This is a genomic window from Ruegeria sp. P10 (genome assembly GCF_056534925.1).
The window spans coordinates 129918-145201 of record NZ_JBQERJ010000009.1; the positions used below are offsets into that span (position 1 = coordinate 129918).

General features: G+C 59.8%; 17 protein-coding genes. 10 read left to right on the top strand and 7 right to left on the bottom strand.

The genetic code is table 11. The features are described from left to right. Positions 1-66 precede the first annotated feature (66 nt). Both ACR0FB_RS15855 and ACR0FB_RS15860 read left to right on the top strand, forming a co-directional pair. Positions 67-195 (top strand): hypothetical protein, encoded by a 129-nt coding sequence (locus ACR0FB_RS15855; RefSeq protein ID WP_256367481.1) that lies wholly within the window; start codon positions 67-69, stop codon positions 193-195. Between the two features lie 334 nt (positions 196-529). Beyond that, positions 530-1312, top strand: a complete 783-nt coding sequence (locus tag ACR0FB_RS15860; RefSeq protein WP_171722752.1) for a Hint domain-containing protein — start codon at positions 530-532, stop codon at positions 1310-1312. A gap of 119 nt (positions 1313-1431) precedes the next feature. Here ACR0FB_RS15860 and ACR0FB_RS15865 read toward each other — a convergent pair whose 3' ends face one another. Further along, positions 1432-1932: an Lrp/AsnC family transcriptional regulator gene (locus ACR0FB_RS15865; protein ID WP_152458979.1), complete on the bottom strand. Its 501-nt coding sequence runs from the start codon at positions 1930-1932 to the stop codon at positions 1432-1434. 227 nt (positions 1933-2159) lie between these two features. On the opposite strand from ACR0FB_RS15865, the gene trxB reads away from it, so the two are divergent. The 4 genes from trxB (at position 2160) to ACR0FB_RS15885 (ending at position 7889) form a co-directional block, all read left to right on the top strand. Beyond that, positions 2160-3101, top strand: a complete 942-nt coding sequence (trxB, locus tag ACR0FB_RS15870; protein ID WP_210092735.1) for a thioredoxin-disulfide reductase — start codon at positions 2160-2162, stop codon at positions 3099-3101. A gap of 215 nt (positions 3102-3316) precedes the next feature. Further along, positions 3317-5008, top strand: coding sequence for an adenylate/guanylate cyclase domain-containing protein (locus ACR0FB_RS15875; RefSeq protein WP_480621245.1), 1692 nt, complete (start codon positions 3317-3319; stop codon positions 5006-5008). 196 nt (positions 5009-5204) lie between these two features. After that, positions 5205-6926: a bifunctional sulfate adenylyltransferase/adenylylsulfate kinase gene (locus ACR0FB_RS15880; RefSeq protein ID WP_171634444.1), complete on the top strand. Its 1722-nt coding sequence runs from the start codon at positions 5205-5207 to the stop codon at positions 6924-6926. A gap of 126 nt (positions 6927-7052) precedes the next feature. Continuing rightward, positions 7053-7889, top strand: a complete 837-nt coding sequence (locus ACR0FB_RS15885) for a hypothetical protein (protein ID WP_171634446.1) — start codon at positions 7053-7055, stop codon at positions 7887-7889. Between the two features lie 51 nt (positions 7890-7940). Here the strand turns inward: ACR0FB_RS15885 and ACR0FB_RS15890 are convergent, their stop codons facing one another. The 3 genes from ACR0FB_RS15890 to ACR0FB_RS15900 all read right to left on the bottom strand — a co-directional run bounded on the left by ACR0FB_RS15890 (position 7941) and on the right by ACR0FB_RS15900 (position 9559). Then, positions 7941-8831, bottom strand: a complete 891-nt coding sequence (locus ACR0FB_RS15890; protein ID WP_480621247.1) for a PhzF family phenazine biosynthesis protein — start codon at positions 8829-8831, stop codon at positions 7941-7943. 84 nt (positions 8832-8915) lie between these two features. After that, a complete protein-coding gene (locus ACR0FB_RS15895; protein ID WP_171168916.1) occupies positions 8916-9140 on the bottom strand; it encodes a DUF1150 family protein in 225 nt (74 codons plus the stop codon). 5 nt (positions 9141-9145) lie between these two features. Continuing rightward, positions 9146-9559, bottom strand: coding sequence for an Hsp20 family protein (locus tag ACR0FB_RS15900; RefSeq protein WP_058275530.1), 414 nt, complete (start codon positions 9557-9559; stop codon positions 9146-9148). Between the two features lie 163 nt (positions 9560-9722). On the opposite strand from ACR0FB_RS15900, the gene ACR0FB_RS15905 reads away from it, so the two are divergent. From ACR0FB_RS15905 to ACR0FB_RS15920, 4 genes are all read left to right on the top strand, one after another. Then, positions 9723-9947 (top strand): YdcH family protein, encoded by a 225-nt coding sequence (locus ACR0FB_RS15905; protein ID WP_152458986.1) that lies wholly within the window; start codon positions 9723-9725, stop codon positions 9945-9947. Between the two features lie 76 nt (positions 9948-10023). Further along, positions 10024-10509 carry a 5-(carboxyamino)imidazole ribonucleotide mutase gene (purE, locus tag ACR0FB_RS15910; protein ID WP_171634452.1) on the top strand — a complete coding sequence of 162 codons (486 nt, stop codon included), beginning with the start codon at positions 10024-10026 and terminating at the stop codon, positions 10507-10509. Beyond that, entirely contained in the window at positions 10506-11261 is a 756-nt protein-coding gene (locus tag ACR0FB_RS15915; RefSeq protein WP_480621249.1) for an NAD(P)-binding domain-containing protein, read from the top strand. The genes purE and ACR0FB_RS15915 overlap by 4 nt, the downstream gene beginning before the upstream one ends. Positions 11262-11263: 2 nt before the next feature. Beyond that, positions 11264-12331, top strand: a complete 1068-nt coding sequence (locus ACR0FB_RS15920; protein ID WP_480621251.1) for a 5-(carboxyamino)imidazole ribonucleotide synthase — start codon at positions 11264-11266, stop codon at positions 12329-12331. A 67-nt stretch (positions 12332-12398) separates the two neighbouring features. Here the strand turns inward: ACR0FB_RS15920 and ACR0FB_RS15925 are convergent, their stop codons facing one another. From ACR0FB_RS15925 to ACR0FB_RS15935, 3 genes are read right to left on the bottom strand one after another with little or no spacing between them, the layout of a single operon-like run. Beyond that, the gene (locus tag ACR0FB_RS15925; RefSeq protein WP_480621253.1) at positions 12399-13550 is read right to left on the bottom strand and encodes an alpha-D-ribose 1-methylphosphonate 5-triphosphate diphosphatase; all 1152 of its coding nucleotides are present in this window, start codon (positions 13548-13550) and stop codon (positions 12399-12401) included. Then, complete coding sequence (locus ACR0FB_RS15930) at positions 13547-14320, bottom strand: esterase/lipase family protein (protein ID WP_480621255.1); 774 nt, start codon at positions 14318-14320, stop codon at positions 13547-13549. Before ACR0FB_RS15930 ends, ACR0FB_RS15925 begins: the two co-directional genes overlap by 4 nt. A 38-nt stretch (positions 14321-14358) precedes the next feature. After that, the gene (locus ACR0FB_RS15935; RefSeq protein ID WP_171634468.1) at positions 14359-15201 is read right to left on the bottom strand and encodes a DMT family transporter; all 843 of its coding nucleotides are present in this window, start codon (positions 15199-15201) and stop codon (positions 14359-14361) included. Positions 15202-15284 lie beyond the last annotated feature (83 nt).

Below are 15284 nucleotides of genomic sequence, written 5' to 3' on the forward strand. Positions count from 1 at the left end.
AAACGTGCGTCACAAAAGGTTCATAACGGATGCGGGAAACAAACCCGTTCGGAGCAGGACCAGAAAATGAAAACCAAATCTCGCTTTCTCAAAGCCATGGTTGCCGCCACGCGGAGCCAGAAGCTGGAAATGCCGTGGAAGCGGGTATCAAGCCATTCTGTCAGGGTCGCCAGCCGCATCGCGGCACGACGCTGAGACAGAAACACCCCGAGGCCAAGCTGCCGGTCTCGATTGGGTGAACGCGCTTCGGGCTTGCTCCTGCCCGATGTGTGATGCGTCGCGATCTGAGGGGGTCGAGACGGATTCAGGAGTTGTGTGTGTGCGGGCAATTTTCGCCCGTGAAGTACGAGTTTGTCTGGGGGGTCAATGTGTTGACCATTGGAAAGCGAGATTTTGTCGCAATGCGGGGTCTGACCGACCGCCGCCCATGGGTCACCCATTTGTTTCAAGACAAAGAACCAGTTCGCCAGGTTGGCCTGTACGGGGTTACGCCGCGCCTGACCGGACAATTTGAGGGGAAGGAATATTTATGACTATTCCTAGTTCACTGGCCCGTGCGGCCAGAAATGCGATCGAAACGACAGCCATGCTGCGGGACGCACCGCGACCGGTTGCGAAACCAAAGGCCCAGCTGCGCCGGTATGAAGTCAGCACCCTGTTGAAAAACGGAAACGTGGTTCAGACCAGACACATAGCGCCTGCCCTGCCAATGTTCGAAGACGCCTTTTGTGCCTTCACGCGCGGATCGCTGGTTGAAACGGAACATGGGCCCATGGCCATCGAAGACCTGATGCCGGGGGATACTGTCCTTACTCAGGATGGCGCGTCGGAAACCGTGCTGTGGAAGGGATCTGTCACTCTGATCCCGGGACGTCCGGATTCGCGGGGCCGCACGCGGCCGCTTACGCGCGTCACGGCAGATACATTCGGGATCCAAAAGCCGATGTCGGGTGTAATCGCCGGGCCTGCGGCACGGATCGTGGGCACACCGACGCATTTACGGCATTTGTATGGAAATGACCCGATTCTGACACCTGTGTCCGAATTTCAGGATGGAACGGGTGTGATTGAAACAATGCCGCCGACGCCAGTTGAACTGTTTCACATTTGTCTGAAACGGCATTCCGTTATTCGGGTAGATGGTTTACAGTTCGAAACGTATCACCCAGGTGTGAACGCGGTCCGGATGATCAGCCACTCTTTGCGGTCGGTTTATCTGAACCTGTTTGCGCATATCGAGTCGCTCAACGATTTTGGTCCGCTGCTGATGCCGCGCGCCGGGGACGGAGAAATCGACGCGATGACAGCCTGAGTACGATAGCGATTACTGCATTATGGGGGGCATCATGCAGCTGTTACTAAGTTGGATTCTATCCTTGGCGGTGGCTGCCATGCTGCCACCGAACACCGCACCTGCAAAACGTCTGGGGGTTACGCCGTCCGGTTCATTCGTTCTTCCAGAACGTCGAACGGCACGCCTGGCTCGTCTTTTGCGCCGCGGATAACAAGCGATGTCTTGACGCTGGCCACATTTGGCGTGGTCAGCAGTTCACCGGTCAAGAACTGCTGAAAACTGCTGAGATCGGGTGCGACGCATTTCAGGATGAAGTCCACCTCGCCGTTCAGCATGTGGCATTCACGGACCAGAGGCCATTCGCGGCAGCGTTCTTCGAACGCGCGCAGCTCGGTCTCGGCCTGACTGTCAAGACCGACCATGGCGAACACCTGCACTTCAAATCCCAGCTCGCGGGAATTCACCTCGGCGTGGTAACCGGTGATATAGCCGGATTCTTCCAGGGTGCGCACCCGGCGCAGACAGGGCGGCGCCGAAATTCCGACCCGTTTGGCAAGTTCCACATTGGTCATCCGACCGTCTGCCTGTAGTTCCGCCAGAATCTTGCGGTCGATATCATCCAGCCGAGTCGTGACCATCAAATGCTCCTGATTTTTGCGGTTCTTATATCAGCCCCCCACGCGCGCGCAATAATGTTTCGTACATGCGCAATTTTCTTTGTTTTCAAATCCCTCATTTCGCCCCCACCCTGCGCAAGGCGGCTTGAATGGGCTTGAACAGTAAGGGGCTTTAAGCCGGGTCTGTCGGTCGCTATATCGGGGCGACGGGCCAAAAGCCCAATTCAGGCAATTCGAGCGGAGTTACCATGGCCGACACACGACACACCAAGGTTCTGATCATCGGATCGGGGCCAGCAGGATACACTGCGGGCGTTTACGCAAGCCGCGCCATGCTGGAACCCATCCTGGTGCAGGGTATCGAGCCCGGCGGCCAGCTGACGACAACGACCGAGGTCGAGAACTGGCCCGGCGACACCGAGGTACAGGGCCCCGACCTGATGGTCCGGATGCAGGATCATGCCAAGGCCATGGGTTGCGAAGTGATCGGAGACATCATCAACGATCTGGACCTCAGCCAGCGCCCCTTCACCGCCAAGGGCGACAGCGGCACCACCTATACGGCGGACGCCGTCATTCTGGCGACCGGCGCGCGCGCCAAGTGGCTGGGCCTGCCGTCGGAAGAGAAGTTCAAGGGCTTTGGCGTTTCAGCCTGCGCCACCTGCGACGGGTTCTTCTATCGTGGACAGGAAATCGTGGTGATCGGCGGCGGCAATACGGCCGTGGAAGAGGCCCTGTTCCTGACCAATTTCGCCAGCAAGGTGACTCTGATCCATCGCCGCGATGAGCTGCGCGCGGAAAAGATCCTGCAAGACCGGCTGATGAAGAACGACAAAATCGAGCCACTGTGGTTCCACGAGTTGGAAGCAGTGATCGGCACCGACGCGCCGCTGGGCGTCGAGGGCGTTCGCGTCAAGCATGTCAAAACCGGAGAGATCACTGAAATCCCCTGTAAAGGCGTGTTTGTTGCCATCGGCCACGCACCCGCGAACGAGCTGGTCAAGGACACGCTTGAAACGCATATGGGTGGCTATGTCGTCACCAAACCGGGCAGCACGGAAACCTCGGTTCCGGGCGTGTTCGCAGCGGGCGATCTGACCGATCACGTCTATCGTCAGGCGGTCACAAGCGCCGGTATGGGCTGCATGGCGGCACTGGATGCCGAACGGTTCCTGGCGGAAACCGAATAACGCGAATTCTGAATTTTGCAGGGCTGCCCCGGTGAATTCAGATCCGAAGGCCGTCAGCCTTTTCAGTACAGTGCCCCCGGGGTTTAAGGGGGCACTGCAAAGCATACGCTGCGCTGCAATCACTGATCGGCAGCCGATGCCACCTGCCAATCCCTTGACCCCCAGCCAGCGGCGTATCAGGATTGCTGAGGGAAAAGCGAAAAACAGGTGAACATTTGAACAACGCTCTTTGGCGCGGCGGGTGGTCAACCCGACTCAGGATCGTCAGTGGTCTTGTGTTGTTTGTGTTCGCATTCTTTCATTTCATAAATATTGGCTTGGGCCTGTTTCACACGGATTACCTGCACGGGATGCAGGACGGTCGAAAGGCCGTCACACGCCACGATGTCATGAGCGTGCTTTTCTATGCTGCCCTGTTCACGCATGCAGGTCTGGCCCTGACATCGATCGCGCAACGCAGAACCCTGCGCATGCCATTCAGCACGGCGTTGCAGGTCGTTCTGGGTTTGCTGATTCCGCTGCAACTGATCTCGCACATCGTTCAGACGCGGGTCGCGCACGAAGTCTATGACGTCAATGACGAGATGGGATATATCATCATCCTGATGTGGCCCAGTATCGCCGTATGGATGCAAAGCGCCTTGCTGCTGATTGTTTGGATACACGGCTGCATCGGTTTGCATATGTGGTTGCGGCTGACCCGGTGGTGGTCGCAGGTCGTGCCCTATCTGATCGGCGTTGCGGTTTTCGTGCCATTATTCGCGTTGGCCGGATTGCTGACCGAAGGTCGACGCATATGGGCCGACTTTGCTGATGAATTCCTGCGCGAGCAATATATCGAGCACTACAATTGGCCATCGCCCGAGACCTTCCAGACCCTGTTCAGTGTAAAAGACTATGGCCTTTTGATCTTCTGGCTGTCTCTGGGGGCGACGGGTCTGGTTTACATCGGGCGCAAACTGTGGCGGCGCAGGCATTCGGTGCGCGTGAATTACGCCAAAGGGCCCGAGGTGGTCGCGGAAAAAGGCATGACTTTGCTTGAGATTTCGCAGGTGAACGGCGTGCCGCACGCCGCCCTGTGCGGTGGAAAGGGGCGCTGCACCACATGCCGAGTCATCGTAGAGGATGGCAACGACGCCCTGCCCCCGCCCGGCGACGTCGAAGCACGCAGCCTTGCAGCTGTGGGCGCCTCGCCGCAGACGCGACTGGCCTGCCAGATACGCCCTACGGAACCCACCACCGTTTTTCGGGTTTTCAGGCCAGATGGTGGGCGAATACGCGGACATGCCAGCCAGGGTCAGGAACGTCAGTTGGCTGTTTTGTTTCTGGACATGCGCAGCTTTACTGCGCGTACGACCGGCCAATTGCCTTATGACATCGTGTTCCTGCTGAACCGGTTTTTCGATGCGGTCGTGCCTGCCATCACCAAGGAAGGCGGTGTCGTGGACAAATATATGGGAGACGGGCTGCTTGCCGTTTTTGAAAAGCCGAATGCGGCGGCGTCCGCCCGTGCCGGGTTGCAAGCCGCCATCGACATCAGTCACGCCCTTGATGAATTCAACGCACAGCTCGAGGCCGAAGGCAGCCCCGGCATTCGCATCGGGATGGGTCTGCATCTTGGGGATCTGGTGGTGGGTGAGATCGGCGCCGCGGGCCATGCGTCAAAAACCATAATCGGCGACGCCGTCAATGTCGCCAGTCGTCTGGAAAGCGAAACCAAGGCGCTGAAGGTCGAACTGCTGGTCTCGCAAGAGTTGCTGGAGGCCGCCGGTGTCGTCGTGCCCCAGGGCGATATCAGATTGTTCCAGCTGCGCGGCGTGTCTGAACCGATTCCCGCCCTGCCCGTCACCCGTGCATCCACACTTGAGCAGAACGCCACAAAACAGGAACAGGAATTCTCTGCATGAAGCAATAACCTCTGATCGTTAGGATCAGATCATCGATTTGACTTGTGAATTAGAAATTCCTTCCAATTCAAAAATATTCGGCGCATATCCTCCTTTGTTACATTCGCGCCTGTGGACTTCGCCTGTCAGTCGGTGCAAACGCCTCGAAACCGCCTGATATCCACTGGCAAATCAACACTGCGACAAGAGAATTCCAATGACGATGTTAAGCAATCTGGCCCCGATCCCCGAACTGTATGTGTCATACGATTCGGCGCAGAAGCTGAAGGTGGAAGCGGCCGACCTGACCAGCTGGGATCTGAGCCCGCGTCAGATCTGCGACCTGGAACTGCTGATGAATGGCGGGTTCAACCCGCTCAAGGGATTTCTGAGCGAAGCGGATTACGACAATGTGGTCGAGAATATGCGCCTGGCCGATGGAACGCTTTGGCCAATGCCCATCACATTGGATGTCAGCGAAGACTTCGCGGATCTGATCGAACTTGGGCAGGATATCGCTCTGCGTGATCAGGAAGGCGTGATCTTGGGCACCATGACCGTGACCGACCGCTGGACTCCGGACAAGTCCCGCGAGGCCGAGAAGGTCTTTGGCGCCGATGACGATGCCCACCCGGCAGTGAACTATCTGCACAACGTGGCCGGCAAGGTCTATCTGGGCGGACCGGTGGTCGGAATCCAACAACCCGTGCACTACGATTTTCGTGGGCGCCGCGACACCCCGAACGAATTGCGCGCCTATTTCCGCAAGCTGGGCTGGCGCCGCATCGTGGCCTTCCAGACCCGCAACCCGCTGCACCGCGCGCATCAGGAGCTGACCTTCCGCGCCGCCAAAGAGGCACAGGCCAACCTGCTGATCCACCCGGTCGTGGGCATGACCAAACCGGGCGACGTCGATCATTTCACCCGCGTGCGCTGTTACGAGGCGGTGCTGGACAAGTACCCCGCTTCGACCACCTCTATGAGCTTGTTGAACCTGGCCATGCGCATGGCTGGCCCGCGCGAAGCCGTCTGGCACGGGCTGATCCGCGCCAACCACGGCTGCACCCACTTCATCGTCGGCCGCGACCACGCGGGCCCCGGCAAGAACAGCAAAGGTGAGGATTTCTACGGCCCCTATGACGCGCAGGATCTGTTCCGACAGTTCCAGGACGAAATCGGCGTTGAAATGGTAGACTTCAAGCACATGGTCTATGTGCAGGAACGCGCCCAGTACGAACCGAATGACGAGATTCTCGACAAGGACAACGTCACGATCCTGAACATCTCGGGCACCGAACTGCGCCGCCGCCTGCGTGAAGGGCTGGAAATCCCCGAGTGGTTCTCGTTCCCCGAAGTGGTCGAGGAACTGCGCCGCCGCTTCCCGCCGCGCTCCAAACAGGGTTTCACCGTGTTCTTCACCGGCTTTTCGGGCTCGGGCAAGTCGACCATCGCAAACGCGCTGATGGTCAAGCTGATGGAGATGGGCGACCGCCCGGTGACGCTGCTGGATGGCGACATCGTGCGCAAGAATCTCAGCTCGGAACTGGGCTTCTCGAAGGAACACCGCGACCTGAACATCCGCCGCATCGGATATGTGGCGTCCGAGATCACCAAGAACGGCGGCATCGCCATCTGCGCCCCGATCGCGCCCTATGCCACCACGCGCCGTGCCGTGCGGGAAGAGATCGAACAGTTCGGTGCCTTCTGCGAGGTGCATGTGGCCACCAGCATCGAGGAATGCGAACGCCGCGACCGCAAGGGTCTGTACAAGCTGGCGCGCGAGGGCAAGATCAAAGAGTTCACCGGCATCTCGGACCCTTACGATGTTCCGGAGAACCCCGAGCTGCGGGTCGAGACCGAAAATGTCGAGGTCGACAACTGCGCCCATCAGGTGCTGCTGAAACTGGAAAGCATGGGCCTGATCGCAGCAAACGGATAACGGTCTCATCTGACCTTGTTTGGCGGTCCCCGGTCATTCCGGGGGCCGTTCCTTTTTTGGTCGCCAATTGACAATTGCCGCTGGTCCTGATGCTTTTCAGGACCTCAAGGCGGGTGTGAAACTGAGATGACGAACAAGTCTCCGACCATTGCCAGTTTCTGGTTTGGATCCGATCTGAGTTGGTTGGAGCAACTCTGCCTTCAGTCCTTTCTGGATCATGGCCACCGCTTCGTCCTTTATGTCGCGCACGAGGTAAAAGGCATTCCGGCAGGTGTCGAAACCCGCCCTGCCAGCGACGTTTTCTGGCCGCCACCTTTTGTGGTCGATGCCGAAGATAGGCAGGGCGTTGCCGTCTTCTCGGATATTTTCCGGCTGCACTTGATGCGGCAAAGCGAGGTGATCTGGGTCGATCTGGATGCCTATTGCGTACGGGCGTTCGACTTTTCGACGGATTTCGTGTTCGGTCGCTCCAGGCGGGGCGACTTCCCGACGGGTGTGCTGCGCCTGCCCACAAGATCGGCGACCCTGGAACAGATGCTGAAATTTGTCATGTCGTCTAACCCGTCCCAACCCTGGCGTGGACGCAGATTGCAGCGCCACAATCGGGAACGAACCGCAAGAGGGGAACGCTGGGGCATCGAAGCCCTGCCCTGGGCCAGTTCGGGGCCCAAAGCCTTTGGCCATTTCCTGCGCCAGACGGCAGAGGACCGCCATGCCATGACTGCTGAAACCTTTTATCCGCTGGCGCAGGAGGAATTGTGGAAGCTACACGATCCGCGCATCGCGACGAACGAAATCGAAACCGAAACCGTGCATTCGGTACACATCTACGGCCACCAAAAGAAACTGATGGCCAACCGGATGGGCGGGCTGCCGGTTTCAGGGTCATATCTGGACAGGTTGTGCAAACGACATGGGATCGAACCAAGTACGGCCCCGATTCTGCGGTTGGCCTGGATGTAGCCCGTCGCATCCGGCCAGGGTTTCGCGGGTCAGCCCTTGGTCAACGCCCGCCTAGTGTGTCGGCGTTTCCGGCAGGTCGACCTGCCCGCGCATCAGGATATGCCCTTGACCAGAAACCCTGATGCCCGTCATCGCATCAGGCGGGCCGACACGCGTGACGATGGCCTTCCCGGGGCGGCCCATATCGTGACCCTGCTGGGCGATGAAGCTTTCCTTTTGCATCAAGCCATGTTTCCACAAATAGGCGGCCATCGCACCGGTGGCAGACCCGGTAAACGGATCTTCGGGCGGGCTGGGCGGTGCCATGAGAAGGCGCGAAAACGTATCCCCCTCATCGGTTGCCCCTTGCAGCGTGACAAGAAACGGCTCGGCCATGTCCGAGCCGGAATACCCAGCAGTTTCAGCCACTTTGCGCAACGGGCCTTCAACCAGTTGAGCGGCCCGCAAGGCCGCATGATCCCGCAGAACAGTGATGCAGAACGGCAAGCCGGTCGAAACCATTTGAGGCGGAGAAATGATGGCTCCCGTTGGCAGACTGACCGCTGCCGCCACCAGTTCCGCGGGAACGCGCGTACCGAATTGCGGTGCGACCTGAGTCATTTCGATCTGATCCCCCTGCAACCGGATCGACACCAGGCCGGCACCGGTTTCCAGCGTCAGACCATCGCCCGAGATCATACCGTGGGATCGCATCGCCGCGACGGTGGCGATAGTCGGATGCCCCGCAAAGGGAATTTCGCGGCTGGCCAGAAAGTAGCGGACGCGGATGTCGGCCACGTCGGACGGCCCGGTAAAGGTGCATTCGACCAGAGAGGTTTCGCGCACATAGGCCATGCAGACCTCTTGCGTCAGGCGCGCACCTTCATGGACGACGGCACATCCGTTGCCACCGAAGGCGCGATCACTGAAGGCGTCCACCCAGTCAAAGTCAAACCAGCCCATGAAGCCACTCCCGCTTTAGCATCTGTGGCACGATCACTGCATAGGCGGAAAATGTCACGTTTTTTCAGCAGTGTTTCAGGCCGCCTAGTGAACCGCCACCGGAGACAGGTCATGTTCGCGCGCCAGCACAAAGGCCAGCTTGCGGTCAGCGACCAGCGCCAGTTGCTGCCCGTCGGAATCGTGGACGGCGTAAAGCTGATCCAGATCGCCGGCCTGTTCACGAACTTCCCGAGGCAATTCAGATACTTCAACCGTTTTGACATAGACAATACGGTTGCCCTGGGCGTTGATTTCAATCGGTGTATTCATTGCTCTTACCCCTTCCGTATGTTGATCGTCTGAACCACTGTTTCCGGCACGGCGCGGGTCAGATCCACATGCAGCAGACCGTTTTCCATGATCGCCTCGCCCACTTCGACGCCATCGGCCAGCACGAACATGCGCTGGAACTGACGCGCCGCAATGCCGCGATGCAGGAAGATGCGCCCCTCGCTGTCGTCGCGCTGACGGCCCCGGATCACCAACTGGCGATCCTCGATCGTGATTGACAAATCCTCCTCGGCAAACCCGGCCACCGCAAGAGTGATGCGATAGGAAAAATCCGAGGTCTGTTCGATGTTATAGGGCGGGTATCCTTCATTTCCGGCCTTTGCAGACCGTTCCAGAAGGCGTTCCAACTGCTCGAACCCCAAAAGATGCGGGTATGAGCCAAGAGTAAGTTTCGACACGTATTTTCGTCCTTCTTTGTAAAAGCGACGTGGTGTGCGGCCCCGTTCTGGCAACCGCCTGCAATAGAATATGGGAAGAAACCAGGATGTCCACAAGGTCTGGCGCGATAACGTCTGACACACTATCTTGTTGGCCAAGCACCACAACCAACTCGAGTCGCCAATGAACGCGCCTACCGATCTTTCGATGAAAACAGATGAAGTATTGCGTGTTGAGCTTGAGGTCTTCCGCCGACAGCACCGCGATCTGGACGAGGCGATTCAGGCATTGCATGACAAGGGAACGGCCGACCAACTGACCTTGCGGCGCCTGAAAAAAGAGAAACTGCGCCTGAAAGACATCATCCGCCTGATCGAAGACCGCCTGACGCCCGATATCATCGCCTGAACGCCCTGTACCGCATTGCCAGCCAACCGGATTTGGCTATAGTGCGCGCTCTTTCTGAGCGCGGGGACGTATGCGGATGAGCGATGTGAAAGTAGGGATCATCATGGGCAGCCAGTCGGACTGGCCCACGATGAAGGAGGCCGCGGATATTCTGGACGAACTGGGCGTCGCCTACGAAGCACGCATCGTATCGGCTCACCGCACGCCGGACCGGCTTTGGGACTATGGCAAAACCGCTGTTTCGCGTGGGTTGCAGGTGATCATTGCAGGTGCAGGTGGGGCTGCGCATCTTCCGGGCATGATGGCGTCGAAAACGCGGGTGCCTGTGATTGGCGTCCCGGTGCAGACCCGTGCCTTGTCGGGCGTGGATTCGCTGTATTCCATCGTGCAGATGCCCAAGGGATTTCCGGTGGCGACCATGGCGATCGGGTCCGCCGGCGGGGCCAATGCCGGCCTGATGGCGGCGGGTATTCTTGCATTGCAGGATGATGCTTTGGCCGAACGGCTGGACAGATGGCGTGACGCGTTGTCAGCCTCGATCCCCCAGGAACCGCAGGGATGAGCCGGATCGGCTTTATCGGCACCGGCCATATCGCCGCGCCGATTGCGCGGCTGATGGCCGCCAAGGGGCACCAGATCAGCGTGACCGAGCGCAACGCCAAGGTTTCAGCCGCCTTGAAGGCCGAACTGGGCGTGACCGTCGCTGCGCCTCAGGCCGTGATTGACACCTCGGACATCGTGTTCCTGTGCCTGCGCCCGCATATCGCGGCCGAGGCTCTGGACCCGCTGACATTCCGCGCCGATCAGCAGATCGTGTCGGTCATGGCGGCGGTTTCGGCCGAGCATCTGGCCGCGCTTTGCGCCCCGGCGTCGGATTTCGTGCAGACCATCCCGCTGGGTTTTCTGGAAACCGGCGGCTGCCCGATGGCCGCCTTTGGCAATGATCGCCTGCTAGCGGAACTGTTCGAGCCCGAGAACCCGGTGATCAAGGTTGCGGATGAAGCCGCGCTGAACGCGCATTTCGCCATTTGTGCCATGGTTCCCGGCATTCTGGACCTGATGGCAACGGGTGCCGAATGGCTGGGTGACGCAACCGGTGATGCGGACGGGGCCGAGTTCTATACAACGCAGTTGATGGCGGGTTTTCTGGCCTCGATGGAAAAAGGCACTTTCGGGCGGTTGGCGCAGGAGCGTGACGCGCTGGCGACGGAGGGCACGCTGAGCCTGCAAATGACGGACGCCCTGAAAGACGGGGGCGCGCACAAGGCGCTGCGTTCCGCGCTTGGGGCAATTGGCAAACGTTTGGAGAGTTGAAGATGGCGGAAATGCTCGCCCAAGGTGCAGTGATCGGGATTCTGGGGGGTGGTCAGCTGGGCCGGATGCTGTCCGTGGCAGCCGCCAGGCTGGGTTTTGTCAGCCATATCTATGAGCCGGGTGCGAACCCACCTGCGGGGCAGGTTGCGGATCGCGTCACCACTGCGGCCTATGACGATGCAGACGCGCTGAAAGCCTTTGCCGATGCGGTCGATGTCATCACTTACGAGTTCGAGAACATCCCGACCGAAGCGCTGGACATTCTGGAAGCGCACCGCCCGATCCGCCCCGGGCGCGAGGCCTTGCGGGTCAGCCAGGACAGGTTGACCGAGAAGACATTTCTGCAAGAGCTGGGCCTGAAGACGGCCCCGTTTGCGGATATCGCCGACCTGAACAGCCTGAATGCGGCGATCGAACAGATCGGGACACCCGCCATCCTGAAAACCCGTCGCTTTGGCTATGACGGCAAGGGGCAGGCCCGGCTACGCAAGCCTGAGGATGCCGAGGCCGCTCTGGCCGATATGGCCGGGGCACCGGCCATTCTGGAAGGGTTCGTGGATTTCTCGCACGAGGTGTCGATCATCGCGGCCCGCGGTCTGGACGGTCAGGTCGCCTGTTTCGATCCGGGTGAGAATGTGCATCGCGACGGTATCCTGCACACCACCACCATCCCTGCCCGCCTGTCCCCCGCCCAGCGCACCGATGCCATCCTGCTGGCGGCCAATATTCTGAACGCTCTCGAATATGTCGGCGTGATGGGCGTTGAGCTGTTCGTGACACCCGGCGGACTGATCGTGAACGAGATCGCTCCGCGCGTGCATAACTCGGGCCACTGGACGCAGAACGGCTGTGCTGTCGATCAGTTCGAACAGCACATCCGCGCGGTGGCGGGCTGGCCTTTGGGGGACGGGCAGCGCCATTCGGACGTGGTGATGGAGAACCTGATCGGCGACGACATGGACCGCGTGCCTGAGCTGGCGCGCGAGCGGGATGTGGCGCTGCATCTCTATGGCAAGGCCGAGGTAAAGGCCGGGCGCAAGATGGGGCACTTCAACCGCATCAAACGTTGAGGCTATCGCGCCTGCGCGCGACGCCTTCGGCGAGAGTATTTGGGAAAAGGTGAAGGTTTTGCGGGGCCTAACCCAGAAACCGGGCGGCGATGTCGCCTGACATGTAACTGACGCGCCCACCGGCCAGGGTGGCTGCAACGCGATGGGTGTCCGCATCCAGGATGACCAGATCCGCGCGTTTTCCCGGCACGAGCGTGCCCCTGTCCTGCATGTCCAGCACCCGCGCGGGGCCGGACGAGACCAGCGCCCAGGCACCGGCCAGATCCAGCAGACCGGTTTTGGCCAGCATCAGCGCCGCGCGGCGCGGGCTGGGATAGTGATAATCCGAGGCCAACGCATCACAGAGCCCCATGGCGATCAGTTCGACGGCGCTTGCGTTCCCCTTGTGTGATCCCCCCCGCACAACGTTGGGAGAGCCGAGGATAACGTGATCCCCGGCAGAACGCGCGGCTTCGGCGGCTTCAAGCGTTTCTGGGAATTCGGCAATGCGCACGCCCCGGTCGCGCCACCATGCCCTAGTCTCGGCGGTCGCGTCATCATGGCTGCCCAAACGCACCCTCATTGAGACAAGTTCGGCGCTGAGTGCTTCGACGGCAGCGGGAACCTCGTTCCTGCGGGCATGCATATTGAGCAGCATCTCAAAATGCGCATCCGGATTGCGTCCGGCCTTCAACGCCTGCCCGGTCAGGCGCGGCGGCTTTTTGCCCTGCGCCAAACGATCATGCGGCAGGTGATCATTGAACACCACATAGGGCACCTGCCATTCGGCGATACGATGGGCCAGACCTTCGTAGTCCTCCAGCATGTTGGTCTCGAACCGCAATTGCGGGATCAGATCCGTGACGGTGCTGTTCTTGACCGCAGCGATGGCCCGAAATACCTGCGCGGCAAACTCGGGGCCGCGCACGCCACCTTCCCAGCTGTAGAACTGCGCCAGCACCGCGGTGGTGATGCCATTGGCGGCCAGTTCGGCGTCGGCTGCCAGAATACCTTCGTTCATTTGCTTCATTGCGCCCCGGCGCGGGGCGATGTGGCGTTCGAACCCGTCCCCGTGCAGATCGACGATACCGGGCAGGACAAGATAACCGGTCAGGTCAACTCTGCGCCCGGTCCGATCTTGCTGAATAACGCCCTCCGCCATCGAGAGATCGCAGCGCGACAGACCATCCTCCGGCAACAGAACCTCTGCGCCGGTCAACGTCAGATCCAGAAAAGTCATTGTGTGGGCTCCGAGTCAGGTTCCGAGCAATCCTGCCCGATGCAGATCTCGTCGATTATCTCCATCACGCCGTCCAACCAGGTGATCTGCCGATCGAATTGGCCAAATTCGATGAAATGCAGCGCCTGTGCCATAACCCGCGGGTTGTTCATCATGAACGTGTGGGTCACCGGAAGAACAAGATGATCCTTCGTCCCTTCGACCTTGGTGGTTTCAACCGAAACCTTACCGTCATCCGGCCCGTCGATCAGCGATGAAAACAGCGGGTTGAGCGAATTCTCACCCGCGATCACCCCCAGTTCAAAATCCACCGGCGGCAGGCGGCGCGGAATGCCTTCGGGACCTGTGCCCAATTGCAGGCCCGCCGGGCCGTTCAGATACCCGAACACTTCCCATGCGCTCAGCTCATCGACCAACTGGCTGCCCTGATTGGGCGGGCCGAGCATGACGACACGACCCAGGTTTTCGGGCCGATGGTCCTTGAGCCAATAGCGCAACAGGATACCGCCCATGGAATGCGCAACGACATTGGCTTTGTCATCGCCACATGCCGCAAGCGCGTCCGGTATGGTTTGCCTTGCCAGTTCCGGAATACCGATTTCGGTCGATGGATACCCGTGGCGCACTACGGTATAGTCATGCGCCTTGAACAGCTGCTCCATCACGGTAAACGAGGCCTCGGTGCGCGCAAGGCCGTGCAGAAGAATCACACATTTCGCACTGGCTGCGGCAGGAACGAGGCAGAAGAGCAAGGCAATCAAAAGTTTCATAACCGCCAGATAAAGCCTATCAGCCTTTGATAAAAGCCCTAGCCCCGATGACGTCGCAGCACGGCCAGCGCGATACCGCCCAAAACAAGCGTGGCGCCGATGATCAGCCGTGCTCCGGCAATCTCGCCCAGAAAGACGACACCGCCGAGAATTGCGATCACCGGCACGCTGAGTTGAACGACAGCCGCCACGGACGGGGCCAATTGAGGCAAAACACGATACCACAAAGCATAGCCAAGCCCGGATGTTACCGCGCCGGACAGGACGGCCAGCAGATATCCCGCCCCGCTCATCTGCCAGACGCTGCCGCCGGCAAGCATCGCCAGGGCAGTCAACGGCAATGCGACGATGAAATTGGCGGCCGTTCCCTCCAGCGGGTTTGTTTCAGAACGGCCCGCTATCGAGTAAAGGGCCCAACCAATACCGGCGGCGGCCATCAGAGCCGCGCCAGCCAAGTCGACCTGAACGGCTCCAGTCGGCCACAGCACATAGGCAAGACCAGCAAGCGCGACCCCTGCCCCTGCCACCTGCCGTGCGGTCGGAGTAGCACCCGTCAATGCGCCGACAGAAAACATCGTAATTTGCACCACGCCGAACAGAATCAATGCGCCCAAGCCTGCATCCAGCGTCAGGTAGGCGATTGAAAATCCGATCATGTAGAGCGTCAACGACCCCGCGCCAATGATCCGCCTTCGATTGCGCAGCGGAAGGCGCCCTCCGCGTGCCAACACAAGAGCGGCCAGGACCACGGCCCCCGCCAAAACCCGAACGATGGCAAATCCGGTCGGATCGCTGGCTCCGCTGTCGATGGCCAACCGGTTCAGAATGGAGTTCGCCGCAAAGGCACACATGGTCAGGGCGGTGAGCAAAAACAATCTCATGCCATCCGCATAGCCGTTTGGGCGGGATTTGCACACTCACTTTCGCGAAGGTTGTGGGAACAGACATCCGGCGCCGGACAAAG

Bases quoted from the DNA above. Each gene is read 5' to 3' on its own strand.
- ACR0FB_RS15920 (WP_480621251.1), top strand. From the start codon at position 11,264: ATGGCGGAAATGCTCGCCCAAGGTGCAGTGATCGGGATTCTGGGGGGT.
- trxB (WP_210092735.1), top strand. From the start codon at position 2,160: ATGGCCGACACACGACACACCAAGGTTCTGATCATCGGATCGGGGCCA.
- ACR0FB_RS15895 (WP_171168916.1), bottom strand. From the start codon at position 9,140: ATGAATACACCGATTGAAATCAACGCCCAGGGCAACCGTATTGTCTAT.
- ACR0FB_RS15905 (WP_152458986.1), top strand. From the start codon at position 9,723: ATGAACGCGCCTACCGATCTTTCGATGAAAACAGATGAAGTATTGCGT.
- ACR0FB_RS15880 (WP_171634444.1), top strand. From the start codon at position 5,205: ATGACGATGTTAAGCAATCTGGCCCCGATCCCCGAACTGTATGTGTCA.
- ACR0FB_RS15885 (WP_171634446.1), top strand. From the start codon at position 7,053: ATGACGAACAAGTCTCCGACCATTGCCAGTTTCTGGTTTGGATCCGAT.
- ACR0FB_RS15890 (WP_480621247.1), bottom strand. From the start codon at position 8,831: ATGGGCTGGTTTGACTTTGACTGGGTGGACGCCTTCAGTGATCGCGCC.
- ACR0FB_RS15925 (WP_480621253.1), bottom strand. From the start codon at position 13,550: ATGACTTTTCTGGATCTGACGTTGACCGGCGCAGAGGTTCTGTTGCCG.
- purE (WP_171634452.1), top strand. From the start codon at position 10,024: ATGAGCGATGTGAAAGTAGGGATCATCATGGGCAGCCAGTCGGACTGG.
- ACR0FB_RS15865 (WP_152458979.1), bottom strand. From the start codon at position 1,932: ATGGTCACGACTCGGCTGGATGATATCGACCGCAAGATTCTGGCGGAA.
- ACR0FB_RS15930 (WP_480621255.1), bottom strand. From the start codon at position 14,320: ATGAAACTTTTGATTGCCTTGCTCTTCTGCCTCGTTCCTGCCGCAGCC.
- ACR0FB_RS15915 (WP_480621249.1), top strand. From the start codon at position 10,506: ATGAGCCGGATCGGCTTTATCGGCACCGGCCATATCGCCGCGCCGATT.
- ACR0FB_RS15860 (WP_171722752.1), top strand. From the start codon at position 530: ATGACTATTCCTAGTTCACTGGCCCGTGCGGCCAGAAATGCGATCGAA.
- ACR0FB_RS15855 (WP_256367481.1), top strand. From the start codon at position 67: ATGAAAACCAAATCTCGCTTTCTCAAAGCCATGGTTGCCGCCACGCGG.
- ACR0FB_RS15935 (WP_171634468.1), bottom strand. From the start codon at position 15,201: ATGAGATTGTTTTTGCTCACCGCCCTGACCATGTGTGCCTTTGCGGCG.